At 62.8% G+C, this 23,309-nt stretch carries 17 protein-coding genes, 1 tRNA gene and 1 pseudogene; 13 read left to right on the top strand and 6 right to left on the bottom strand.

Annotation, left to right across the window (positions count from 1 at the left end; all coding sequences use genetic code 11):
- Window positions 1-5 precede the first annotated feature (5 nt).
- The 3 genes from U1E20_RS01610 to U1E20_RS01600 form a co-directional block, all read right to left on the bottom strand.
- Entirely contained in the window at window positions 6-1,355 is a 1,350-nt protein-coding gene (locus tag U1E20_RS01610) for a murein L,D-transpeptidase (RefSeq protein WP_409978834.1), read from the bottom strand.
- A gap of 151 nt (window positions 1,356-1,506) precedes the next feature.
- A complete protein-coding gene (locus tag U1E20_RS01605) occupies window positions 1,507-2,238 on the bottom strand; it encodes an arginyltransferase (RefSeq protein WP_409978833.1) in 732 nt (243 codons plus the stop codon).
- A 98-nt stretch (window positions 2,239-2,336) separates the two neighbouring features.
- Complete coding sequence (locus tag U1E20_RS01600; RefSeq protein WP_409978832.1) at window positions 2,337-2,819, bottom strand: RDD family protein; 483 nt, start codon at window positions 2,817-2,819, stop codon at window positions 2,337-2,339.
- Between the two features lie 169 nt (window positions 2,820-2,988).
- On the opposite strand from U1E20_RS01600, the gene U1E20_RS01595 reads away from it, so the two are divergent.
- From U1E20_RS01595 to U1E20_RS01585, 3 genes are all read left to right on the top strand, one after another.
- The gene (locus U1E20_RS01595; protein ID WP_409978831.1) at window positions 2,989-5,508 is read left to right on the top strand and encodes a DUF2235 domain-containing protein; all 2,520 of its coding nucleotides are present in this window, start codon (window positions 2,989-2,991) and stop codon (window positions 5,506-5,508) included.
- Window positions 5,509-5,599: 91 nt separating this feature from the next.
- Window positions 5,600-5,848 carry a DUF2312 domain-containing protein gene (locus tag U1E20_RS01590; protein ID WP_409978830.1) on the top strand — a complete coding sequence of 83 codons (249 nt, stop codon included), beginning with the start codon at window positions 5,600-5,602 and terminating at the stop codon, window positions 5,846-5,848.
- Between the two features lie 71 nt (window positions 5,849-5,919).
- Window positions 5,920-7,413, top strand: coding sequence for an AAA family ATPase (locus U1E20_RS01585; RefSeq protein WP_409978829.1), 1,494 nt, complete (start codon window positions 5,920-5,922; stop codon window positions 7,411-7,413).
- 117 nt (window positions 7,414-7,530) lie between these two features.
- Here the strand turns inward: U1E20_RS01585 and U1E20_RS01580 are convergent, their stop codons facing one another.
- Both U1E20_RS01580 and U1E20_RS01575 read right to left on the bottom strand, forming a co-directional pair.
- Window positions 7,531-8,514: a zinc-dependent alcohol dehydrogenase family protein gene (locus U1E20_RS01580; RefSeq protein ID WP_409979623.1), complete on the bottom strand. Its 984-nt coding sequence runs from the start codon at window positions 8,512-8,514 to the stop codon at window positions 7,531-7,533.
- Between the two features lie 8 nt (window positions 8,515-8,522).
- Complete coding sequence (locus tag U1E20_RS01575; protein WP_409978828.1) at window positions 8,523-8,954, bottom strand: GNAT family N-acetyltransferase; 432 nt, start codon at window positions 8,952-8,954, stop codon at window positions 8,523-8,525.
- Between the two features lie 132 nt (window positions 8,955-9,086).
- Here U1E20_RS01575 and U1E20_RS01570 point away from each other — a divergent pair, with 132 nt between their 5' ends.
- Window positions 9,087-9,935, top strand: coding sequence for a polysaccharide deacetylase family protein (locus tag U1E20_RS01570; protein ID WP_409978827.1), 849 nt, complete (start codon window positions 9,087-9,089; stop codon window positions 9,933-9,935).
- A 98-nt stretch (window positions 9,936-10,033) separates the two neighbouring features.
- Here U1E20_RS01570 and U1E20_RS01565 read toward each other — a convergent pair whose 3' ends face one another.
- On the bottom strand, window positions 10,034-10,492 hold the full coding sequence (locus U1E20_RS01565; RefSeq protein ID WP_409978826.1) for a methyltransferase family protein: 459 nt from the start codon (window positions 10,490-10,492) through the stop codon (window positions 10,034-10,036).
- A 466-nt stretch (window positions 10,493-10,958) separates the two neighbouring features.
- On the opposite strand from U1E20_RS01565, the gene secA reads away from it, so the two are divergent.
- From secA to U1E20_RS01520, 9 genes and pseudogenes are all read left to right on the top strand, one after another.
- On the top strand, window positions 10,959-13,787 hold the full coding sequence (secA, locus tag U1E20_RS01560) for a preprotein translocase subunit SecA (protein ID WP_409978825.1): 2,829 nt from the start codon (window positions 10,959-10,961) through the stop codon (window positions 13,785-13,787).
- 7 nt (window positions 13,788-13,794) lie between these two features.
- Window positions 13,795-14,220, top strand: coding sequence for a surface-adhesin E family protein (locus U1E20_RS01555; RefSeq protein ID WP_409978824.1), 426 nt, complete (start codon window positions 13,795-13,797; stop codon window positions 14,218-14,220).
- Between the two features lie 110 nt (window positions 14,221-14,330).
- Window positions 14,331-15,551, top strand: a complete 1,221-nt coding sequence (locus tag U1E20_RS01550; protein ID WP_409978823.1) for a 6-phosphofructokinase — start codon at window positions 14,331-14,333, stop codon at window positions 15,549-15,551.
- 249 nt (window positions 15,552-15,800) lie between these two features.
- Window positions 15,801-17,066 carry an ATP-dependent Clp protease ATP-binding subunit ClpX gene (gene clpX, locus U1E20_RS01545; RefSeq protein WP_409978822.1) on the top strand — a complete coding sequence of 422 codons (1,266 nt, stop codon included), beginning with the start codon at window positions 15,801-15,803 and terminating at the stop codon, window positions 17,064-17,066.
- Between the two features lie 229 nt (window positions 17,067-17,295).
- On the top strand, window positions 17,296-19,722 hold the full coding sequence (lon, locus tag U1E20_RS01540) for an endopeptidase La (RefSeq protein WP_409978821.1): 2,427 nt from the start codon (window positions 17,296-17,298) through the stop codon (window positions 19,720-19,722).
- Window positions 19,723-19,992: 270 nt separating this feature from the next.
- Window positions 19,993-20,286, top strand: a pseudogene (locus tag U1E20_RS01535) (HU family DNA-binding protein); the annotation flags it as partial.
- Window positions 20,287-20,435: 149 nt separating this feature from the next.
- A tRNA-Val gene (locus U1E20_RS01530) sits at window positions 20,436-20,511 on the top strand.
- A 46-nt stretch (window positions 20,512-20,557) separates the two neighbouring features.
- Window positions 20,558-21,205, top strand: coding sequence for a hypothetical protein (locus U1E20_RS01525; RefSeq protein WP_409978820.1), 648 nt, complete (start codon window positions 20,558-20,560; stop codon window positions 21,203-21,205).
- A gap of 40 nt (window positions 21,206-21,245) precedes the next feature.
- Window positions 21,246-22,781 (top strand): acyl-CoA carboxylase subunit beta, encoded by a 1,536-nt coding sequence (locus U1E20_RS01520; RefSeq protein ID WP_409978819.1) that lies wholly within the window; start codon window positions 21,246-21,248, stop codon window positions 22,779-22,781.
- The last annotated feature ends 528 nt before the right edge of the window (window positions 22,782-23,309 follow it).

Raw genomic sequence — 23,309 nt, 5'->3', positions numbered from 1 at the left:
TGGCGCTACCGCCGCGGGCGCTCCTCGAAATAGCTGTCGTCGTCGCCCTGGATCAGGCCGTCGGCGGGGATCGGGCGCGCCGCCTGGACAACCGCCGGCTGACCCGAATCCGCGCCGGCCGACCGCAGGCCGAGCCCGTCGCGCTGATAAATGTCGTCTCGGAACTGGGTGATTCCGTCCGGCGCCGCCCAGGCCGTGACATAGACCCAATAGACCGGCACGGCCGGCGTGATCTTCACGTCCACGCGCTCGCCGGAAGCGATGACCTGATCGATATGGTCGCGGTCCCAGCCCGGCGTCTCCTTCAACAGCCAGGCGACATAGTCGCGCACATTCTGCAGCCGGATGCAGCCCGACGAGACGAAGCGGAAATCATCGCCGAAAACGCCCTTGGCGGGCGTATCATGCATATAAACCCCATAGGGGTTGGCAATGTCGATGCGCACCACGCCCAGCGAGTTGAAGTCGCCGCCGATGTCCTGGCGGAAGCGGAAATTAAGCGCGTCGAGCGAGCGCCAGTTGATCTGCTCGGGCTGCAGCTCCTGATTGTCCTTGTTGTAGACGCGGATGTGATTGGCGTTGAGATAGTTCGGATCGGCCTGCATCTTGGGGATGAGATCCTTGCGGATCACCGACGCAGGAACCGTCCAGAAGGGATTGAAATTGACCTGGATCGCCTTGGTCTGCATCACCGGCGACTGACGGTCGATCTTGCCGACGCCGGCGACATGGTGGGTGACGACCTCGCCATTCTCCACCGTCTCCACCGTCGCAGCGGGAATATTGGCGGCGACATACCGATTGCCGAGGTCGCGGGAGAAGCTGCGCAACCGCACGAGATTGGTCTCGAGCTGCTGGAGCCGGGTCTCGGCCGGAACATTCAGCGCCTGGATGGTCTGCTGGTTGACGACGCCTGTCGCGATGATGCCATGACGCGCCTGAAAGCGGCGCACCGCCGCCTCGACATATGAGTCAAAGACCGGGCTTGTGCCGGTTTCTTGCCCAATGTCGCCGGAGGCGATCAGTCGGCGCCGCAGCGCCGAAACCGCCGGCCCGTTCGAGCCGAGCCGCAATTGCTGTCCGGCGACCGAGGGCCAGCCGCCGTTGGCGACGATTTCGCGAAAGCGTTCGATCGCGGCTTCAGTTGCGGCCACCGTCTGGGTCGAGAGAATCGGGGTCGTCGAACGGGAGACGGTGAGGCGGGCGTCGGCGTCGTAGCGCTGCGCCCACTCGGCCTGTGCCTCCTGGCCCCAGGCGAGGGAGTCCGGCGCGAGGACGACTGCGCCGGCGACAAGCGCCGCGCTGCGGATAAGCTGCAAAAATGTGGATTCTCGCACAGATTGCTCCAATCGCATCGCCGGGACGCGCCCTGGCGGTCAAGCCGAAAGACGGCGCGTCTAGCGGACCGCGCCGACCGTTTCGATCGAGTTGTGCATCTTCGGCCTTAACAAGGACCGAATAGTCCGGCGATTTTGTGGCCAGCCAAGCTCAGGCGGCGCGGCGCGGTCAGCCCACCCGGACCCATCCGCTCATTCCGAGACGCTCCTGGGGCAGGAAGCGGGACTTATATTCCATCTTGCGCGAGCCTTCGACCCAATAGCCAAGATAGACATGCGGCATGCCAAAGCTACGGCCACGCTCGGCATGGTCGAGAATCATGAACGCCCCGAGCGAGCGATGTTCCAGTTCGGGCTCGTAAAAGGAATAGACCATCGACAGCCCATCCGAGAGCCGGTCGGTCAGGCAGCAGGCGACGAGCGGGCCGATCTCGCCATTGGCGCGCGCCAGGCGATATTCGATGAGCCTTGTGTCGACATGGCTGTCCTCGATCATCATCTGATAATCGACCATGCTCATGTCGGCCATGCCCCCGTCCGAGTGGCGGGCGCCGACATAGCGGCGAAAGAGACCATATTGCTCATGCGTCGCGCGCGCCGGCCGGGTTTCGGAGACAAGATCGGCGTTCCGCCGGCGGACCCGCCGCATGCCGCGGGAGGGCGCGAACTCGTCGAGCTTCACCCGGACGGAAACGCAGGCGCGGCATTGCTCGCAGGCCGGACGGTAGGCAATGGTTTGCGAGCGGCGAAAGCCTGATTGGGTCAGCGTGTCGTTGAGCGCCGGCGCCCGAAGGCCAATGAGATGCGTAAACACCTTCCGCTCCTCGCGGCCCGGCAAATAGGGGCACGGCGCGGGAGAGGTCAGGTAGAATTGCGGCGCGTCGCGCGGCTCTTTCGTCACGCTCTCTTGATCCCGGAATCGAAAATTAATCTAGAGCGCCTGTGCGGCGCGCGCCAAGACCAGATTTGACAAGATTTGCGGCGTCGAAGTTGCGGATTTTAAGACGAGCGCCGCAAAATGATCACATCCGCAAGCATGTCGTGCAGGCAGCGCTTGTCGCTCGTAAACAGCGATACGAGCAGCAGCGGCGGAAACAGCCAGGTGACGTAGAACAGCACCGCATGGACCGCCGCCTGCAGAAACGGCACGGGATCTCCCTCCATGGTCCGCATTTCCAGGTCCATGAACGCCATGCCGGGCGTCGCCATTCTTGGCCCGGAGACCGTCAGGCCATTGTAAAAAAAGGCGACGATCGGAAACAGCGGCGGCAGGATGAACGCCGACAGTCCGGCGCTTAAAATGAACAGCGCGACGAACAGCGCCGCCGACATGCCGGTAACGAGGATCAGGTCCAGCATCACGGCCATGATCCGGCGCGAGCGCACGCCGTCGAGCGCCTGTGGCGGAATATAAGGCGCGGCGCGCGCGCCGGCCCGGCTCATCCGCGGCTCGCTGCCGGAAAAGGGATCGCGATCGATCATCAATATGACGCCTTTCGGTTGGCCAGCCAAAGATCGGCGGCCCGGACGGCGGATTCAAGTGCGGCGCAACCAGCGTATCGGCAACGGAATATGGAAAATAAGCTTGCGCCACAAGCCGCCGTGAGCGTAGCCTATGTCCTTTAGACTCACAGATTTTTCGGAGTGGAAAATGTTTAAGACCATCGTCCTTTTTTCGGACGGGACGGGCAATAGTTCGGCCTCGCCGTTCAAGACCAACGTCTTTCGTCTCTATGCCGCGCTCGACATGAGGCCGGACAACGGCCAGATCGCCTATTACGATGATGGGGTCGGCTCCTCGCAGCATCGCTGGCTGGCCGCCATCACGGGAGCCTTCGGTTTTGGCCTCAAACGCAATGTTCTGGACCTTTATAAATTTCTCACTCGGCATTACCGCGATGCTTTGGCGACGCAGCATTTAGCGCCCAGCGAAACGACCGACGGGAAGTTTTATCCTCCCAAGATCGCATGTTTTGGCTTCAGCCGGGGCGCCTTCACCATCCGCGTTCTTATCGGGCTGGTGGCCTCGGAAGGCCTGCCGCTCGGCGCCGATTCGGAAGCGGAGCTCAATAGGCTGGCCGAGCGCGCCTATCAGAAGTTCCGAGCGGATCATTTTCATACTCTCCTCAAACTCGAGAATATCTGGCGTTGGTTGCGCGACAAGGTCGTAATCCGTTTCCTCGATCGCAATTCAACGCCTTACGATCGCGACAAGAATACTCACGTCGACGCCATCGACTTCTTGGGCTTGTGGGACACAGTGGGCGCCTATGGCATGCCGGTGGAGGAGCTGAGGGTCTTTATCGACAAATTCATTTTTCCGCTGACCTTCAGCAGTTACGATCTTTTGCCGATCGTTCGCGTTACGCGTCATGCGCTGTCGATCGACGATGAGCGCGACGCTTTCACGCCGATCCCTTTCGACGATGCGGAGGCGCGCTATGAAGCATTTTGCAAGCGCGAAGCGATCGTCGCGACTCTCGTCGCCAAAGGGATGAGTCGCGAGAACGCTGATGACCGAGCGCATCAGGAAGTCTGCGAACGCAGCCAGCAAATCTGGTTCGCCGGCGTACACGCTAACGTCGGCGGTGGTTATCCCGACGATAGCCAGTCGATCCTGCCTCTGCGCTGGATCATGTTGGAGGCGGCGAAGCACGGCGTCGTCTTTATTGATTCGGTCATGAAAGACATTGAATCGAAAGCCACCGCCTTCGGACAGATCTATGATTCCCGTAGCGGATTGAACGCGCTTTATCGGTACAAGCCGCGCGATATCGCCGGAATTCTGAACAACGCGCGCCAGCTCACTTTGGAACAGGGCAAAATGAGCCCGACCGCAAGCGCTGCGCCGCCGCCGACGCCGCTGATCCATGAAAGCGTCATCTATCGAATGGCGCTGCGCTTCGAGGGCTATGCGCCCATCGCCTTGCCCGGGCAGTTCCAAGTCGTGGACAATACCGGTCGGTCGAAGGTGTTCGTCGACTTCGCCTCCGACGCGCAAAATCGCGCAGGCAGATTCGCCGACGGCGTCGGCGCTTCGCAAAGCAAGATATCGGCGTTGGCGCAATTGGTCGCCGAACTCCAGGCGCCAAGCAAAGGAAATCTTGATCTCGTCGACGCCGCCGTCTTTTGGCGACGCGTCTCCTACCAGCTCACGCTGTGGTCGCTCATCGTGCTTTTGTTGATGCCCTTGCTGGAACGCCAGGATGGCGACTCGGGCGGGCCCGCGGCGCAGCTGTTCAATTCGATCATCGGTTTCGTCGCTGGCTACCTCCCCGGCTTTCTATCGCCGTGGCTCAACGCCTTTCAGCAATATCCGATCTGCGCGGGCGCGCTGCTTCTGATATTCGGCGTCACCTTCTGGTGGGGCGGGCATTTGCGGCGCATCATCGCCGACCGCTCGCGCTTCGCATGGGGGATGACCGAGCGATCGTCGCAGAGCGTGCTGGGCCATCTGTTGTGGGACCCGATCGCCATATTCCTGTTGAATTGCAAACTTGCCAATCGGGTCGGGCGTTTCGTCGCCAATACGGCGGCGCCAAGTATCCTGTTTGTCATCGCCGTTTTCGCGGCCTTCTTCTTTTTCGATCGGCTCTATTTTCACTACCGCGCCTATCAGGGCGAAATATGTAAAAACTCTGAAAGCGAATTGCGTGAAGAGAGCTTCGATTTTTCCATCAAAAGTCCTTGCAAGGCGACCGGCTACAAATTGGAAAAGGGCCGTTTTTACGCGGTGACATTCAAGATCGGTAAAGAATGGACGGACGCCTCGCTCGCCGCCAATCTCGGCGGCCTGAAGCGCAACGAACTTTCGCTCGGCCAAAAGGTCAGGTTTTTCCTTGCGGGGCTCACCATTAAACGGGTGCTCGGCGAACCCTGGATCGAGCCGATCCTGCAAATTGGCCCAGAGGGTTTCGACATCGTCCCGGGACAGCCTTTCGTCCCCTTCCCGAACGGATCGCTCAAGGACGAAATGACGGTGCGGTTCAAAGCGCCAGCCGCCGGCGAACTCTTCCTTTACGTCAACGACGCCTATTCCGGCTTCCTTCCGCTCGCGACGCTCTTTGGACACGAGCCGAATTTCGACGGGGATCAACGCCATACCTATGGCAATAATGAAGGGACGGCGAAGGTTAAAATCGAACCCCTGCCTGCGGAATTCGGGGATTAGTCCTCGGCCCGCCTTGACGGGACCGGCTGGTTTGTCGCAAGGCTCCGGCCAGCCGGCGCGCGTCCTCGCCCGCCCGGAGCAGCCTTGGGAAATGCATATGGCCAGCAACGCCGTCGACGGCGGACATTTGCGCGCCTTCATCGAGCGGATCGAGAAGCTCGAGGAGGAAAAGCGCGCGATCGGCGACGACATCAAGGATGTCTACGCGGAAGCGAAGGGAACCGGGTTCGACCCCAAGGTGATGCGCAAAATCGTGTCGCTTCGCCGGCAGGATAAGCACAAGCGGGAGGAGGAAGAGGAAATCCTCGACCTCTATCTCTCCGCGCTGGGCATGGAATAGCTTCTTCCAGACGCCGAAAAGGCCAAGCGTTACGGCGGCGGAAGTTTGCGACGCTTAAACCGGGGCGCGAAATGGATTTTGGCGCGCAAGAGGAAGTCGTGCGCTTTCTCGCCTCGCTCGACGGCGGCGCGGAACGGATCGTTGCGACTCACATTTCCGTCGTCGCGCTGTGCCCGACCCGCGCCTACAAGCTGAAAAAGGCGGTGCGCTTCTCCTACGTCGATTTCTCGACGCCGAGCCGCCGCTTGGAAATGTGCGAACGCGAGGCGGCGCTCAACAGGCGCTTTTCGCCCGAACTTTATTTCGGCGCGCATCGCGTGACCCGCGAGGCGGATGGTTCGCTGGCGCTCGACGGCGCCGGCGAGACGATCGACGCGGTCGTCGTGATGCGCCGCTTCGCTGACGACGATCTGCTCGACCAGATCGCCAAAGACGGCCGCCTGACGCGCGACATGGTCGAGTCGATTGCGCGTCGAATCGCGAAGGCTCATGACGAAGCGGCGCCCGATTATGAGAGGGGCGGCGCCGCGGCGATGCGCCGAATTCTCGACGACGCGTCCTTGAGCTTGCGCAAGGCCGCGGCAGCAAGCGCCGAAGAAATCGACGCGCTTATCGCGCGGCTGAGCAAGGCGCTCGATACGCAAAGCGCGCTTCTCGACAGGCGAAAGGCGCAGGGCAAGGTGCGGCGCTGCCATGGCGATCTGACGCTGCGCAACATCTGCCTCTTCGAAGGCGCGCCGACCCTCTTCGACTGTCTCGAATTCGACGATGAGATGGCGACGATCGACGTGCTCTACGACGTCGGTTTCCTGCTGATGGATTTCTGCCGGGCGGGCGCGCCCGAATTCGCCAATCTCGCCTTCAACCGCTATCTCGACGCGCGCGACGAGACCGACGGCCTGCCGCTCCTGCCGTTCTTCATGTCGCTGCGCGCGGCGATCCGCGCGCATGTCGAAGCCTCGCAGGGAAACGGCGAACGCGCGCGCCTCTATTTCGGCCTTGCGGAAGCGCTGCTTGCGCCGGCCAAAGGCGCCGTGGTCGCGATCGGCGGCCTCAGCGGATCAGGCAAATCGAGCGTCGCCGCGGCGCTCGCGCCAATGACCGGATGTCCGCCCGGCGCGCGCATCATTAACAGCGACCGCATCCGCAAACGGCTGTTCGGCGTCGCGCCGACCGCGCGTCTGCCGCAGGAGGCCTATGCGAGCGACGTTTCGGCGAAAGTCTATGGCGAGATGTTCGGAGAAGCGGCGCGAATCGCCGTACTCGGCTGGCCGGTCGTCGTCGACGCGGTCTTCGACCGGCCCGAAGATCGCGACGCGATAGCGGTTGCGGCCGAACGAGCGCGCGCGCCGTTCCTTGGCGTGTGGCTCGATCTCGATTTCGCGCGGCGCGCGGCGCGAGTCGACGCACGAGTCAAAGACGTTTCCGACGCGACGCGCGACGTGCTGACGGCGCAAATGGAGAAGGCGACCGGCGCGATCGACTGGCGCAAGCTCGACGCGTCCAAAGATACGCAGACCATCGCCGCAGAGATTTTGACGGCGTTCAAGCGACGTCTCGCCTAACCACGCCGGAACGACCCGCGCCGTCATTGCGAACGGAGCGAAGCAATCCAGAGCCGGGGCGCGGCCACTGGATTGCTTGGGCGCTGACGCGCCTCGCAATAACGGCCACAAGTCGAGCTAAGGTATAAGCACCGCCGCCCCCTGCAGCCGGCCCTCGCGCAGATCGGCAAGCGCTTCGTTCGCCTGCGCCAGAGAATAGCGCGTCACATGCATCCGTAGCGGCAGGGTCGGCGCGAGCGCGAGAAATTCGCGGGCGTCGTCGCGCGTGAGATTCGCCACCGACAGCAGCCGCCGCTCCTCCCAGAGCAGCGCATAGGGAAAGCTCGGAATGTCGCTCATGTGAATGCCGCCGCAGACGACGGCGCCGCCCTTCTTCGTCGCGGCGAGCGCGCGTGGGATCAGCGCGCCGACCGGCGCGAAAATCAGCGCCGCGTCGAGCGGCTCCGGCGCGGGCGCATCGGAATCCTGCGCAGACGCCGCGCCGAGCGAGCGCGCGAAATCCTCCGCCGCCCGATCGCCTGGCCGCACAAAGGCGTGAACCCGCCTGCCCTGCGCGATCGCCACCTGAGCGATGATATGCGCCGCGGCGCCGAAGCCGTAAATGCCGATAGCGTCCGCCGGCCCCGCCAGCTTCAGCGTTCGCCAGCCGATAAGCCCGGCGCAGAGCAGCGGCGCGAGCGTCGCCGGATCGCCATCTTCCGGCAGCGGGAAGCAATAAGAGGCGTCGGCGATGGCGTGGGTGGCGTAGCCGCCGTCGCGCGTATAGCCGGTGAAAAGCGGATCGTCGCACAGGTTTTCGCGCGCGCTCCGGCAATAGGGGCAATGACCGCAGGTGTGGCCGAGCCAGGGGACGCCGACCCGCTGTCCAAGCCGGACGCCGGTCACGCCGGAACCGACAGCCTCGACGCGACCGACAATTTCATGGCCCGGAATGATTGGGAGCTTCGGCTGCGTGAGTTCGCCGTCGACGACATGAAGATCGGTGCGGCAAACGCCGCAGGCCTCGACCTTGAGCCGCAATTCCCCGGCGCCCGGCGCGGGCGCGAGCCGCTCCTCCAGGACCAGCGGGGTCTTTGAGCTCCGCAGCGCCATGGCCCTCATCATCTTCGTCATTGAAGGCGCTTTCTCAAGAAAAGCCGCGCATGTCCGGGAGGAAAATCGACGATCTCGCCCGCGCGCGCAAAGCCGAGAGATTCATAGAAGGCGGCGGCATGCGGATCGAATGTGTCGACATAGAGCCCGACGCAGCCGCGCTCTATCGCGATCCGCTCGGCTTCCGCGATGAGCCGGCGCCCCCAGCCGCGGCCGCGCTGTGATGGCTCGACCCAGAGATGGCGAACGTAAAGCCAGCGCCAGTGCAAGACGCCGTTGAGGCCCGCGACGAGAGCGCCCTGGGGATCATGAGCGACGACGCAGACCGGCGCTTCCTCGCGCGGCGCGAACTGGGCCGCGATTTCTTCGCCGAGCCTTGCCGCGAGCTCGGCCGACTCGCTTTGTTCAAATGAAAGAACGATCTTCTCAATGTCGTCGTTTTTGATCATGATCGCGTCGTGAGACGAGTCCTCGTCCTGCTAGTTTGGGCGTATGTCGCCGGCGCCGCAACGGCCCGGGGCGAAGACGATGCCTGCGGCCCCGTCGATATCGCGCCAGGCCCTGTGCCGACCGGAGCGCGGGTGCGCGACTATGCGCCGATTTTCGAAGCCTGCGTCAATGGCGACGGGGAGTCGCGACTAGCCATCCGACGCATGAGCGTCGATGGCGCGCCGCTGATCCTGACCGTCGATCCTCAATCGCTGCAGACCTCGCTACAGCGCGCCGCCTGCTGGCGCTGCGAAGAGACCAGCGACCCCGAACAAGCCGAGACGCGCTATCTCAAGGCGCTTCATCCGTCGCAGGACCCGGCGCGTCCGCCGGCGCTGGTCAATGCCGGGCTCATCCACGGCGCCGGCGACGGCGCCTTCGTCACCGGCGATCTCTGCCCGAGCCACAAGCCGCTGGATCGCGCCTTCTTCGAAAAGCTCGCCGCACAGGGTCCGGGCGCGCCGGTGGCGCTCGCCGTCTCCGGCGGCTGGATCGCCCGGCACGGCGCCGACTTCGCCTGGCTGCGCGAGAAGGAGCGGATCGGCGCGCTCGCCATCACCTGGGCCAATCATTCCTACACGCATCCCTATGTTCGCCGCCTTGCGGACCAGAAGAATTACTTCCTGCGGCCGGGCGTCGACGTCGATCGCGAAATTTTCGAGACGGAAAAGCTCATCATCGCCGAGGGAGAAACGCCATCGGTGTTCTTCCGCTTTCCGGGCCTCGTCGCCGACTCGGCGCTGCTGGAGCATGTAAGGAGCCGCCATCTCCTGCCGCTTGGCGCCGACGGCTGGCTGGCGCTGGGCTTTAGGCCCCGCCCCGGCTCGATCGTGCTCGTGCATCCCAATGGCAATGAGCCGGTGGGGCTCAAGATTTTTTCGCGCCTGATCGACAAGCGCGCCGTGCCCTTGCCGCTGCGGCCGATCAATGAGGCGCCGTAGTTTTGGCAAGCCTGGAGGCTCGCGTTCCAAAGGCGGCGCATCCTGGACCGCGAGCCTCCAGGCTCGCAGGGTTGGCGAATTTGATTCGCGGCGCCGACCTAAAGCCAGCGTCGAACCTTGGCGCGATAGGACGCATAGCTCTCGCCGAATTTTTGGGCGAGATAGGCCTCTTCCGGCTTGATGGCGATGAGGCATAGCGCGCCGCCCAAAGGCCAGGTCATCAGCAGCGCCCAAAAGGAATTCAAAAGCAGCGCCGATCCGGCGCATAACAGCGTCATCGACAGATAGACCGGATTGCGGCTGATCGCGAAGGCGCCGCTCCTGACGATCGCCGTCGAGGATTTGCGAACGTCGAAGGCGATTTCGGCGCGACGCAATTCATAGACGGCAGAGCCGAGCAGCGCGAGGGAGCCGAGAATTGCGACGGCGCCGGCGCTCGTCGCGACGCGCGCGTCGAGAATGGGCGCCGGGGCGTAACGACTGGCGACGAAGCCGGCGGCGAGCGCAACGCCCAGCAGGATCGGCGGCAAAATTCGGACATCGGGCCTGTCGGACATGGTTGATACCTCACGCCCTTTTTCCAGCGAGCCGATCCAGCGGCGGATCGCGTGCGGCCCCGCCCACGGCGGCCAATCAGTGAAATGCGCAGGGACGCTAATTGACGAGATCGACTGTGTAATTGTTGTGACTGCCGCATCATTTTTTGGTGAAAGCCAGCTGTCCGGCGCAGGAAACGCGTCGGTCGCGTGGCGGCGGACCCCGCGCCGGCCGCCGCCGAGGCGCTCCGCCCCCCTCTTCGAGGAGGCTGGCCAGATGGCGCCCTGCGCAATTCCCTTACGTTGACAAGGTTTCCGGCGGCTCTTATCTCTCGCGCGTAAAACGCCGCGTCGGTCTCGGCGCCCCCGCCATTGGGGCGATGTCGCAGGCGGATGTTATTCAAACAGTTGCGACGCTCCGCCGGCCGCCGTCACCCGGCGCGCCGACAAGGCGGCAGACGCTGCGCGGGGAGAAAGGTTCGCAAGGATGATCGGGGCGCTCGCCAAGAAGATTTTCGGCACGGCCAATGATCGCCGTCTCAAGACCTATGCGCCGAAAGTCAAGGCGATCAACGCGCTGGAGCCGCAAGTCGAGGCGCTCTCCGACGACGAGCTGAAGGACCGCACCCACCAGTTCCGCGAGGAGCTCGCCGCCGGCAAGACCCTCGACGATCTGCTCGTTCCCGCCTTCGCCACGGTGCGCGAGGCGGCCAAGCGGACGCTGGGCCAGCGCCATTTCGACGTCCAGCTCATCGGCGGCATGGTGCTGCATGAGGGCGCGATCGCGGAAATGCGCACCGGCGAAGGCAAGACCCTCGTCGCCACGCTCGCCGTCTATCTCAACGCGCTCGCCGGCAAGGGCGTCCATGTCGTCACGGTGAACGACTATCTGGCCAAGCGCGACGCCGAATGGATGGGCCAGATATACAAGTTTCTGGGCATGACCGTCGGCGTCGTGGTGCATGATCTGATGGACGACGAGCGCGCCGCCGCCTACGCCTGCGACATCACCTACGGCACCAATAATGAATACGGCTTCGATTATCTGCGCGACAATATGAAATATGAATTCGCGCAGATGGTGCAGCGCGGACATAATTATGCGATCGTCGACGAGGTGGATTCGATCCTGATCGACGAAGCGCGCACGCCGCTGATCATCTCGGGCGCGATCGACGACAAATCCGATCTCTACAATACGATCGACCGGCTGATCCCCAAGCTCAACGCCGACGACTTCGAACTCGACGAGAAGCAGCGCACGGTTCATCTCACCGACGCCGGCAATGAGCATATGGAGGAGCTGCTGATCGAAGCCGGCGCGCTGACCGACGGCGCGCTTTACGAGGCGCACAACGTCACGCTCGTCCATCACGTCAATCAGGCGCTGAGGGCGCATAAGCTCTTCCAGAAGGACAAGGATTACATCGTCCGCAAGGGCGAGGTGGTGATCATCGACGAATTCACCGGCCGCATGATGCCGGGCCGCCGCTATTCGGAAGGCCTGCATCAGGCGCTCGAGGCGAAAGAGCGCGTTCAGGTTCAACCCGAAAACGTCACCCTCGCCTCGATCACCTTTCAGAATTACTTCCGCCTCTACGACAAGCTCGCCGGCATGACCGGCACGGCGGCGACCGAGGCGAATGAATTCGCCGAAATCTACAAGCTCGACGTCGTCGAAATTCCGACCAACCGTCCGGTCTGCCGTCTCGATCAGGACGATGAAGTCTATCGCACGGCGAAGGAGAAACTTTCCTCCATCGCCGAGGAGATCAAGGACGCGAACGGGCGGATGCAGCCGCTGCTGGTCGGCACCACCTCGATCGAAAAGTCGGAGCAATTGGCCGAGTTCCTGCTATCGCAGGGCTATAAGATGATCGACTTCGCCGATCCGAAGGGGTTGCAAAAACTCTATGAGGCGGCGCGCTCGGGCAAGCCCTCAAAACTCTTTGCCGTGCTCAACGCCCGCTTCCATGAACAGGAAGCCTATATCGTCGCGGAAGCCGGCGTGCCAGGCGCGATCACCATCGCCACCAATATGGCCGGCCGCGGCACCGACATTCAGCTCGGCGGCAATGTCGAGATGCGCGTCGCCCAGGAATGTGAAGGCCTCGAAGGCGACGCCCGCGCCAAGAAGGAAGCGGAAATTCGCGAGGAGATCGCCGCCTTCAAGGAGAAGGCGATCGCCGCCGGCGGCCTCTACATCATCGGCACCGAACGTCACGAGAGCCGGCGCATCGATAATCAGCTGCGCGGCCGCTCCGGCCGCCAGGGCGACCCCGGCCGCTCGAAATTCTTCCTGTCGCTGCAGGACGACCTGATGCGCATCTTCGGCTCGGAGCGCATGGATTCGATGCTGGTGAAGCTCGGCCTGCAAGAGGGCGAAGCCATCGTCCATCCGTGGATCAACAAGGCGATCGAGAAGGCGCAGCATAAGGTCGAGGCGCGCAACTTCGACATCCGCAAGAACATTCTGAAATTCGACAATGTCATGAACGACCAGCGCAAGGTGATTTTCGAGCGCCGGCGCGAAATCATGAATGAGGAAAGCGTCGAGGAGCAGGTCGCCGACATGCGCGAGGACGTCATCGACGCGATGGTCTCGCAGCACATTCCGCACGACGCCTATGCCGAGGCCTGGGACGTGAAGGGCCTCGCCGAAGAGGTGACGGCGAAGCTCAATCTCGATCTGCCGGTCGAGGGCTGGGCCAAGGAAGAGGGCATCGCCGACGAGGAGATCAAGGAGCGGCTGCTGGAGGCGGCCGACGCCGCCTATGGCGAACGCGTCGAGAAAAATACCGAGCCGCTGATGCGGATGATCGAGAAGCAGGTCGTTCTGCAGTCGCTCGATACGCTGTGGCGCGAACATCTCGTCGCGCTCGATCATCTCCGGCAGGTGATTGGCTGGCGCGGCATGGCGCAGCGCGATCCGCTCAACGAATATAAGTCCGAGGCGCTCGAACTGTTCAAGAGCCTGATGACGCGCTGGGACGAAACGGTGATCACGCAGTTGATGCGCGTCGAAGTGTCCTTCGAGGCGCCGCCTTCCGCGCCGCCGGAACTGCCGGCGATGGAAATGTCGCATCCCAATCCCGAGGCGCTGATCGGCAGCGGCGCGCAAGGCGCGCTCGACGAACTCAACACGCGTCTCGCGACGGCCGATTTCTCGGCGCGCGGGCTGGCGGTCAGCGACGCGCCGGCGGCGGCGGCGCGCGACCCGGGCAATCCGGCGACCTGGGGCAAGGTCGGCCGCAACGAGCCCTGCCCCTGCGGCTCGGGCAAGAAATACAAACATTGCCACGGCGCGCTGGTCTAAGCCGAAGATGAGGGCGGCCCTGTGGACGATCGGCGTCGCGGCGCTCATGTCGGCGCTCGCGTCTTCCGCATCGGCCAGGGTTGACTGGATTCAGGTCTCCAAGGACGATTTTTCGACAATTTACATGGACGCCGGCTCCCGCCGAACGTCCGCCGATGGAATCGTCACGATCGACGCGCTCACCGATTACAACGCCGCCTCGCCGCAAGCCGCCGCCTTCGACCTCGCCGACAAGGGACTGTCGGAAATCGAGACGGCGTCATTCGATTGCGTCAATCGCAAATACCGCTCCGAGGGCGGCGCCTGGCGGCAGGGTCAGATGGGCGAGGGCAAGATCACCAAGCCCTATCCGCCGAAAGAAGGATGGTCGCCGGTCCCGCCCTACTATGCAGGACTCTTCGCCAAGGTCTGCGCGGCCCGAGCTCCAGAATAGCCGTCGCGTCGAATTGAACCGCCTCGCGGCTCAGAATATAAGCGCGGCGCGATTGAAGCGCCGCCGTCCCGCCATCGTGGGAAAGCGCCGCAGGTTCCCGGGAGCTTGTCGTGACCGCCATTGATTTTTCCAAAGTGCTCGTCGCCCAGGGCGGCGGCCCGACCGCCGTCATCAACCAGTCGCTCGTCGGGGCCGTGCTGGAATCGCGCAAATTTCGTGAGGTCGAGCGGGTTTATGGCGCGTTCCACGGGGTGCGCGGCATCGTCAATGAGGATTTCGTCGACCTCACCCAGGAGACGACGCATAACCTCGAACTCGTCGCCCGCACCCCCTCTTCGGCGCTCGGCTCGACGCGCGACAAGCCCGACCTCAAATATTGTCAGGAAATCTTCCGCGTCCTAAGGGCGCATGGAATCGGCTGCTTCTTCTATATCGGCGGCAACGATTCGTCTGACACCGTGCGCATCGTTTCGCAGGAAGCGCAAAGCGCCGGCTATCCGCTGCGGACCGTTCACATTCCCAAAACCATCGACAATGATCTGATGGTCAACGACCACACGCCGGGTTTTCCCTCGGCGGCGCGCTGGGTGGCGCAGGCCTTCGCCGGCGCCAATCTCGACAATTGGGCCCTCCCCGGCGTCTATATCGCCGTCGTCATGGGCCGCCATGCCGGATTTCTGACCGCCGCCTCGGCGCTCGGCAAGAAGTTCCCCGACGACGGCCCGCATCTCATCTATATTCCCGAGCGCGCCTTCATCGTCGACAAGTTCCTGGCGGACGTGAAGGCGACGATGACGAAATACGGCCGCTGCGTCGTCGCGATCTCCGAGGGCGTCTGCGACGAGAACCATACGCCAATCGCCGAGAAGCTCGCCAAAATGGTCGAGCGGGACGATCACGGCAATGTCCATCTCGGCGGCGGCGCGCTCGCCGACGAACTCACCCGACTGGTCAAGGACCGGCTCGGCTTCAAGCGGGTGCGGGCCGACACTTTCGGCTATGTGCAGAGGAGCTTCGTCGGCTGCGTCTCCGACGTCGACCAGCGCGAGGCGCGGGAAGTCGGCGAAAAGGCTGTGCAATACGGCATTTGGGGCGACCGCGACGGCTCGGTGACGATCCACCGGACCGGCTTTTACTCCGTCGACTATCGGTTAACGCCGCTCGAGGAGATCGCGGCGAAGACAAAAGTCATGCCCGACGAATATATTAGCCCCTGCGGCACGGACGTCACTGACGCCTTCCGGCTTTATCTCCGCCCGCTGCTCGGCAGCGGCATGCCCGACGCCTATCGGCTTCGGCTCAATCTTGTGCCCAAAATCCTCACCGCCTGAGCCGGCCGACCGGGCGCCAATCTTGCTTTAACGGAATTTCCGGCGAAGGTTGCAATTTGACCGTCGTCTAAAATACACTCGCCAGTCATAGTTCTCGGGCGCTCGTCGCTGACGACCGAAACGATGAGTTGGAGACGGAACAAATGAGGAGCGGAAACGCCAACCGCTTCCACCTTTTGTTAGTTTGGCGCCGGTATCAAAAGCGTTCGGGCTGATTCGCCCGGCGGGCCGGCCCGATAGGAGAACAAGATGAGCAAGGTCGGCGGCGGCGATTCCAAAAACACGCTGTACTGTTCCTTCTGCGGCAAGAGCCAGCATGAGGTGCGTAAGCTTATCGCCGGCCCGACGGTGTTCATTTGCGACGAATGCGTCGAACTCTGCATGGACATCATTCGCGAGGAGAACAAATCCTCGCTCGTCAAGCAGCGCGACGGCATTCCGACCCCTCGCGAGATTTGTAAGGTTCTCGACGACTATGTGATCGGCCAGGCCCAGGCGAAGCGCGTTCTCTCGGTCGCCGTCCACAATCATTACAAGCGCCTCAACCACGCGACGAAACACGGAGACGTTGAGCTCGCGAAGTCGAATATTCTGCTGGTCGGTCCGACCGGCGTCGGCAAGACCATGCTGGCGCAGACGCTGGCCCGCATTCTCGACGTGCCCTTCACCATGGCCGACGCCACCACGCTCACCGAGGCGGGCTATGTCGGCGAGGATGTCGAAAACATCATCCTCAAGCTGTTGCAGGCGTCGGACTATAATGTCGAACGCGCCCAGCGCGGCATCGTCTATGTCGACGAAATCGACAAGATTTCGCGCAAGTCCGACAACCCCTCGATCACCCGCGACGTGTCGGGCGAAGGCGTGCAGCAGGCGCTCCTCAAGATCATGGAGGGCACCATCGCTTCGGTGCCGCCGCAGGGTGGACGCAAACATCCCCAGCAGGAATTCCTGCAGGTCGACACGACGAATATCCTGTTCATCTGCGGCGGCGCTTTCGCCGGGCTCGAAAAGATCATTTCCGCCCGGGGCCGCAACACGTCGATTGGTTTCGCGGCGACCGTGCAGGCGCCCGACGAACGACGCACCGGCGACATTTTTAGGCAGGTGCAGCCTGAAGACCTGCTCAAATTTGGCCTCATCCCCGAATTCGTCGGCCGTCTGCCGGTCATCGCGACGCTCGAAGACCTCGACGAGGAAGCGCTGAAGCGCATTCTCACCGAGCCGAAAAACGCGCTGGTCAAGCAGTATCAGCGGCTCTTCGAGATGGAAAACGTCGAACTCACCTTCCAAGACGACGCTCTGTCGTCGGTGGCCCGCAAGGCGATCGAACGCCACACCGGCGCGCGCGGGTTGCGCTCGATCATGGAAGGAATCTTGCTAGACACAATGTTCGATTTGCCAGGCTTGGAGGGCGTTGAACAGGTTGTGATCGGACCGGAAGTGGTTGAGGGCAAAGCCAGGCCTCTCTACATTTACGCCGAGCGCAGCGAAAAAAGCGGCGCGAGCGCCTGACGCGCCGCTCTCGAAGGAAGCGACGCTCCCCGAATCGAGCTTGGGCGCCGCGGCGGCTTGAATCAATTGTTTGCGTATACCATTTGCGTTAGCGGAGCCGTCTGGCGCGATCGCGGGCGGTTTTTTGTGGCGCGACATCGGCGGGCGACCGTATCGCGGCCTTAACCCTAATCGCCCGCAGTCTCGCGCCGCCGCTTGAGCGGGGCGTGGCCCAGGACAGGACAAGAAAATGTCGAATGAAAAGCGAGATGCCGTCACCCCCGGAGCGGTCGAAAGCTATCCGGTGCTGCCGCTGCGCGACATTGTCGTCTTTCCGCACATGATCGTCCCGCTTTTCGTCGCGCGAGAGAAATCGATCCGCGCGCTCGAAGAGGTGACGAAATCCGACAGGCTCATCCTCCTGGCGACCCAGAAAAACGCCGGCGACGACGATCCCGCGACAGACGCGATTTATTCGATCGGGACGCTCGCCTCCGTCTTGCAGCTTTTGAAGCTGCCCGACGGCACCGTGAAGGTGCTGGTCGAAGGCGTGGCGCGGGCCAGCGTGCGCGCCTATACCCGGGCCGACGATTATTATGAGGCGGACGCCGAAGTTCTCGCCGACGATCTCGGCGCACCAGTCGAGGTCGAAGCGCTCGGCCGCTCGGTGATCGCCGAATTCGAAAGCTATGTGAAGCTCAACAAGCGGGTTTCGTCCGAGGTCGTCGGCGCGGTCACGCAGATCGACGATTTTTCGAAACTCGCCGATACGGTGGCGTCTCATCTTTCGGTCAAGATCGCCGAAAAGCAGGACGTGCTCGAGACGCTGAGCGTCGCGCGGCGCCTCGAAAAATGCCTGTCGCTGATGGAGAGCGAAATCTCGGTCCTGCAGGTCGAGAAGCGCATTCGCACGCGCGTCAAGCGCCAGATGGAGAAGACGCAGCGCGAATATTATCTCAACGAGCAGATGAAGGCGATCCAGAAGGAGCTGGGCGACGAGGAAGGCAAGGACGACCTCGCCGAGCTCGAGGAGCGCATCAAGAACACAAAGCTCTCCAAGGAAGCGCGCGACAAGGCCTTCGCCGAATTCAAGAAGCTGCGGCAAATGTCGCCGATGTCGGCCGAAGCCACCGTCGTGCGCAATTATCTTGATTGGATTCTGTCGATTCCGTGGGGCAAGCGCTCCAAGGTGAAAAAGGATCTCGGGCAGGCGGAGGAAGTGCTCAACGCCGAGCATTTCGGCCTCGAGAAGGTCAAGGAGCGCATTCTCGAATATCTCGCCGTGCAGAGCCGCGCCAACAAGCTGACCGGTCCGATCCTCTGCCTCGTCGGCCCGCCCGGCGTCGGCAAGACCTCGCTCGGCAAGTCGATCGCCAAGGCCACGGGCCGCGAATTCGTGCGCATGTCGCTTGGCGGCGTGCGCGACGAAGCGGAAATCCGCGGACATCGGCGCACCTATATCGGCTCGATGCCCGGCAAGATCATCCAGTCGATGCGCAAGGCGAAGACCTCCAATCCGCTCTTCCTGCTGGACGAGATCGACAAGATGGGCATGGACTTCCGCGGCGATCCGTCGTCGGCCTTGCTCGAGGTGCTGGACCCTGAGCAGAACGCCACGTTCAACGACCATTATCTCGAAGTCGACTACGACCTTTCGAACGTCATGTTCGTAACCACGGCGAATACGCTCAACATTCCGCCGCCGCTGATGGACCGTATGGAAATCATCCGCATCGCCGGCTACACGGAAGACGAAAAGGTCGAGATCGCGCGCCGGCACCTCATCCCCAATGCGGTGCATAAGCACGGTCTTGCGCCTGAAGAATGGATGATCGCCGACGACGGCCTGCTCACCCTCATTCGCCGCTATACGCGCGAAGCCGGCGTGCGCAATTTGGAGCGCGAAATCTCCAATCTGGCGCGCAAGGCGGTCAAGGAGATTCTCCTCAAGAAAAAGGAGAAGATCGTCGTCACCAACGAGAACCTTGCGGATTATCTCGGCGTGCCGAAGTTCCGCTATGGCGAGGCCGAACTCGAGGATCAGGTCGGCGTCGTGACCGGACTCGCCTGGACCGAGGTCGGCGGCGAATTGCTGACGATCGAAGGCGTCATGATGCCCGGCAAGGGCAAGATGACCGTCACCGGCAATCTGCGCGACGTGATGAAGGAGTCGATTTCCGCGGCGGCGTCCTATGTGCGCTCGCGCGCCGTCGACTTCGGCGTCGAACCGCCGGTCTTCGATCGCCGCGACTTCCACGTGCATGTGCCGGAAGGGGCGACGCCCAAGGACGGCCCCTCGGCGGGCGTGGCGATGGCGACCGCCATCGTCTCGATCATCACCGGCATTCCGGTGAAGCGCGACATCGCCATGACCGGCGAGATCACCCTGCGCGGCCGGGTTCTGCCGATCGGCGGCTTGAAGGAGAAGCTGCTCGCGGCCCTGCGCGGCGGCTTGAAGAAGGTGCTGATCCCCGAGGAGAACGCCAAGGATCTGGCGGAAATCCCCGACGCGGTGAAGAACGGCCTGGAGATTGTCCCGGTGGCGCGCATGGATGAAGTGCTGCGGCACGCGCTGGTCTCCCAGCCGACGCCGATCGAATGGCGGGAAGACGATCCCACCATCGCCAAGCACGCCGCGATCAGCGATGACGACGGGTCGGGCGTGCGCGCGCACTGACCTAGGGTGGTTCTAACCCCCAAGGCTTAAGAGCTCCGCTGAAAGGCGGGGCTCTTTTCTTTTCGGCCGCCGGCGCCCGCGCCGCAGCCCCCGGAATGCATGACCATTTCGCGTCGCAGCGGCCATTTCCTCCGGAAATCCAGCGATTCTGCGCCTTTGACGGCCGGCATCCCTTGCATTTCCTGCGATTCGCGACCAACACTCGCCATCGCTGCACGACGCCGATTCGAGGTCGCGCATTCAACGCCGGGCGGCTCGCAGCGAAACAGAAGGACAAAAGCCATGAACAAACTGGAACTCGTCGAGCACGTCGCGAACGAGACGGACAGCTCGAAAGCGGCGGCGGCCGCCGCCATCGACGCCGTCATCGACGGCATCACCAAGGCTCTCAAGAAGGGCGACGAAGTCCGCCTCGTCGGCTTCGGCACTTTTTCGGTCAAGAAGCGCGCGGCCGGCAAGGGCCGCAATCCCGCGACCGGCGAAGAGATCAAAATTCCCGCATCGAAGAGCGCCCGCTTCAAGCCCGGCGCGACGCTGAAGACCGCGCTCAACAAGGCCAAGTAGCTTCAGCGCGGGGAGGCGCTCGAGTCGCAGGCTTTTTTCAAGCACTTCGCACGATGGCCGTCGGCGTTCCGGCGGCCGTCGTTTTTGGCCCGGCTTGCTTCGCGCCGACCCCGCCCTTAAAACCTCGCTGGCCGCAAGTCGCGTTGTTGGGGCGGTTAGCTCAGTTGGTAGAGCATCTCGTTTACACCGAGAGGGTCGGCGGTTCGAGACCGTCACCGCCCACCAGCGCAGGAATTCGCTTTAGGCTGCTCGGATCGAAAAGGCCGCCAGGATGAAACTGATCAAGACCGTCCTGCTCGCTCTGTGCGTCGCCGCCGCTTCATCCGCGCGCGCCGAGGAGATGAGCTTTCGCGTCATCGACTTGGAATCTGGCGGCCCGCAAGTGATCGCGGCGCAAGGCGAAATCGGCGAAGCGACGCCCGACGCCTTCCTCGCCTTCGTGCGCGAAAACGCGCGCGGCGGCAATCTGCATGGAATCGTGCTGCTCGACTCGCCGGGCGGCAAGGTCGTGGCCTCGATGGAGCTCGGCCAGGCCTTTCGCAAGCTCGGCATGGCGGTGATCGTCGCCCGCCCGGCGGCCGATCGGTCGCGCACCATGGCGCTTGTTTCGGGCCGCTGCTATTCGGCTTGCGTCTATGCGCTGATGGGCGGCAGGAAGCGCGTCATCCCGGCGCAAAGCAGCGTCGGCGTGCACCGCATGTTCAACTATTCGACGAATTTCGACATCGCCGGAGGCGGCTTCGTTCGCGAACGCAATTTGGACGATGGCGGCATGCTTCAAACGCTGTCGCGCTATGCGGCGATGATGGGCGTCAGCACCGAACTGGTGAAGCTCGCCGAGCGCACCTCGCCCGACCGGCTTTACATGTTGACCAGCGCCGACATCGCGCGCTGGCGGCTTGGCTCGCGCAAGCTTTAGGCGCGCCCGACATCAGTCATCATCAGCAACAGGCCAGGACATGAAACATATTCTCGATGGGCTCGAACAGCGGCGCGCGTCCGCGCGTCTTGGCGGCGGACAAAAGCGCATCGAAGCGCAGCATGCGCGCGGCAAGCTCACCGCGCGCGAGCGAATCGAACTCCTGCTCGATCATGAATCATTCGAAGAATTCGACATGTTCGTCGCCCATCGCTGCACCGACTTCGGGATGGATCGGGGCGAGAAAATCTCGGGCGACGGCGTCGTCACCGGCTGGGGAACCGTCAATGGCCGCGCCGTCTTCGTCTTCGCCAAGGACTTTACCGTCTTCGGCGGCTCGCTTTCCGAGACACACGCGCAAAAAATCACCAAGCTGCAGGACATGGCGCTCAAGAATCGCGCCCCGATCATCGGCCTCTTCGACGCCGGCGGCGCGCGCATCCAGGAGGGCGTCGCGGCGCTCGGCGGCTATGGCGAAGTATTCCAGCGCAATGTGCTGGCCTCCGGCGTCATTCCGCAAATTTCAGTGATCATGGGCCCTTGCGCCGGCGGCGACGTCTATTCGCCGGCGATGACCGATTTCATCTTCATGGTGCGCGACACGAGCTACATGTTCGTGACCGGGCCGGATGTCGTGAAGACCGTGACCAACGAGACCGTGACGGCGGAAGAACTCGGCGGCGCTTCGGTGCATACGACCAAGAGTTCGATCGCCGATCGCGCTTACGACAATGACGTCGAGGCGCTTTTGCAGATGCGGCGGCTGATCGATTTTCTCCCCGCCTCCAATCAGGAGGAGCCGCCGGAGTGGCCGGCGTTCGACGAAGTCGACCGCTTCGACGAATCGCTCGACACGATCATTCCGGACAATCCCAACAAGCCTTACGACATCAAGGAGCTGATCCATAAGGTCGTCGACGAGGCGGACTTTTTCGAAATTCAAGGCGCGCATGCGCGCAATATCGTCATCGGCTTCGGCCGCATCGAAGGACGCACGGTCGGCATCGTCGCCAACCAGCCTCTGGTGCTCGCCGGCGTGCTCGATATCGACGCCTCCAAGAAGGCGGCGCGCTTCGTGCGCTTTTGCGACTGCTTCAACATTCCGATCGTCACCTTCGTCGACGTGCCGGGATTTTTGCCCGGCACCGCGCAGGAATATGGCGGCCTCATCAAACATGGCGCGAAGCTGCTGTTCGCCTACGCCGAGGCGACCGTGCCGAAGGTGACGCTCATCACGCGCAAGGCGTTCGGCGGCGCCTATGACGTGATGGCGTCGAAACATCTTCGCGGCGACGTCAATTACGCCTGGCCGTCGGCGCAGATCGCCGTGATGGGCGCCAAGGGCGCGGTCGAAATCATTTTCCGCTCCGACCTCGGCGATCCCGAGAAGATCGCTCAGCGCACCAAGGAATATGAGGACCGATTCCTGTCGCCCTTCGTCGCCGCCGAACGCGGCTATATCGACGAAGTGATCATGCCGCATTCGACGCGCAAGCGCATCGCGCGCGCGCTGGCGTTGCTCCGTCACAAGGAACTCGAGAATCCTTGGAAGAAGCACGACAACATTCCGTTGTGACGCGCCGCAGCAGCAGCGCGCCGAACGTCTCCGACTTGCCGCATTGCGCCAATTTGACGCGGCTGAACCGGACGCCTAAATCAACGGCGCCGCATCACAAAATTCGCCAAACTGCTTCATTTTTGAAGTGACAGGCTGTGCGTTTTGTCATAGTGTGCGCTCGCCAGGTTGGTTGGGTAAAAGCCTAAGCGTCGAATGCGTCGCAGGAATTAGGCCCAGCTACGGTCCAAGTCGGGGAGGACGCCGAACAGTACGCGGTTCGCCGAGGCTCGAAGATGAGCCCGCGAGCAGGCTATCGGAGCGACTTAAGACTTCGGAGCTTGGCGTTTCAGTTCGGTTAAGGACGGGGTGCCAAAGAGCGGGGAGCGGCGGGACGCCATCCCCGCTCTTTGTGTTTTTGTCGCTCCACGACCAAAATACTATAGGAATTGCTACGCGGCGGAGCCTGTCGCGATTCGCCAGAACCGGAGCGGCGAGCCCTCGCCTTGACGGGCGATGACGCGCTTCCTACTTTCCGCGCAAGTTTTC

The sequence above is a fragment of the Methylocystis sp. genome (assembly GCF_046349115.1).
Lineage (GTDB): Bacteria > Pseudomonadota > Alphaproteobacteria > Rhizobiales > Beijerinckiaceae > Methylocystis.
The sequence above is the reverse complement of the archived record's forward strand: the minus strand, read 5'-3'. Positions and strand labels throughout refer to the sequence as shown.

Bases quoted from the DNA above. Each gene is read 5' to 3' on its own strand.
- U1E20_RS01610 (WP_409978834.1), bottom strand. From the start codon at position 1,355: ATGCGATTGGAGCAATCTGTGCGAGAATCCACATTTTTGCAGCTTATC.
- U1E20_RS01600 (WP_409978832.1), bottom strand. From the start codon at position 2,819: ATGATCGATCGCGATCCCTTTTCCGGCAGCGAGCCGCGGATGAGCCGG.
- U1E20_RS01595 (WP_409978831.1), top strand. From the start codon at position 2,989: ATGTTTAAGACCATCGTCCTTTTTTCGGACGGGACGGGCAATAGTTCG.
- U1E20_RS01590 (WP_409978830.1), top strand. From the start codon at position 5,600: ATGCATATGGCCAGCAACGCCGTCGACGGCGGACATTTGCGCGCCTTC.
- U1E20_RS01585 (WP_409978829.1), top strand. From the start codon at position 5,920: ATGGATTTTGGCGCGCAAGAGGAAGTCGTGCGCTTTCTCGCCTCGCTC.
- U1E20_RS01580 (WP_409979623.1), bottom strand. From the start codon at position 8,514: ATGAGGGCCATGGCGCTGCGGAGCTCAAAGACCCCGCTGGTCCTGGAG.
- U1E20_RS01575 (WP_409978828.1), bottom strand. From the start codon at position 8,954: ATGATCAAAAACGACGACATTGAGAAGATCGTTCTTTCATTTGAACAA.
- U1E20_RS01565 (WP_409978826.1), bottom strand. From the start codon at position 10,492: ATGTCCGACAGGCCCGATGTCCGAATTTTGCCGCCGATCCTGCTGGGC.
- secA (WP_409978825.1), top strand. From the start codon at position 10,959: ATGATCGGGGCGCTCGCCAAGAAGATTTTCGGCACGGCCAATGATCGC.
- U1E20_RS01555 (WP_409978824.1), top strand. From the start codon at position 13,795: ATGAGGGCGGCCCTGTGGACGATCGGCGTCGCGGCGCTCATGTCGGCG.
- clpX (WP_409978822.1), top strand. From the start codon at position 15,801: ATGAGCAAGGTCGGCGGCGGCGATTCCAAAAACACGCTGTACTGTTCC.
- lon (WP_409978821.1), top strand. From the start codon at position 17,296: ATGTCGAATGAAAAGCGAGATGCCGTCACCCCCGGAGCGGTCGAAAGC.
- U1E20_RS01525 (WP_409978820.1), top strand. From the start codon at position 20,558: ATGAAACTGATCAAGACCGTCCTGCTCGCTCTGTGCGTCGCCGCCGCT.
- U1E20_RS01520 (WP_409978819.1), top strand. From the start codon at position 21,246: ATGAAACATATTCTCGATGGGCTCGAACAGCGGCGCGCGTCCGCGCGT.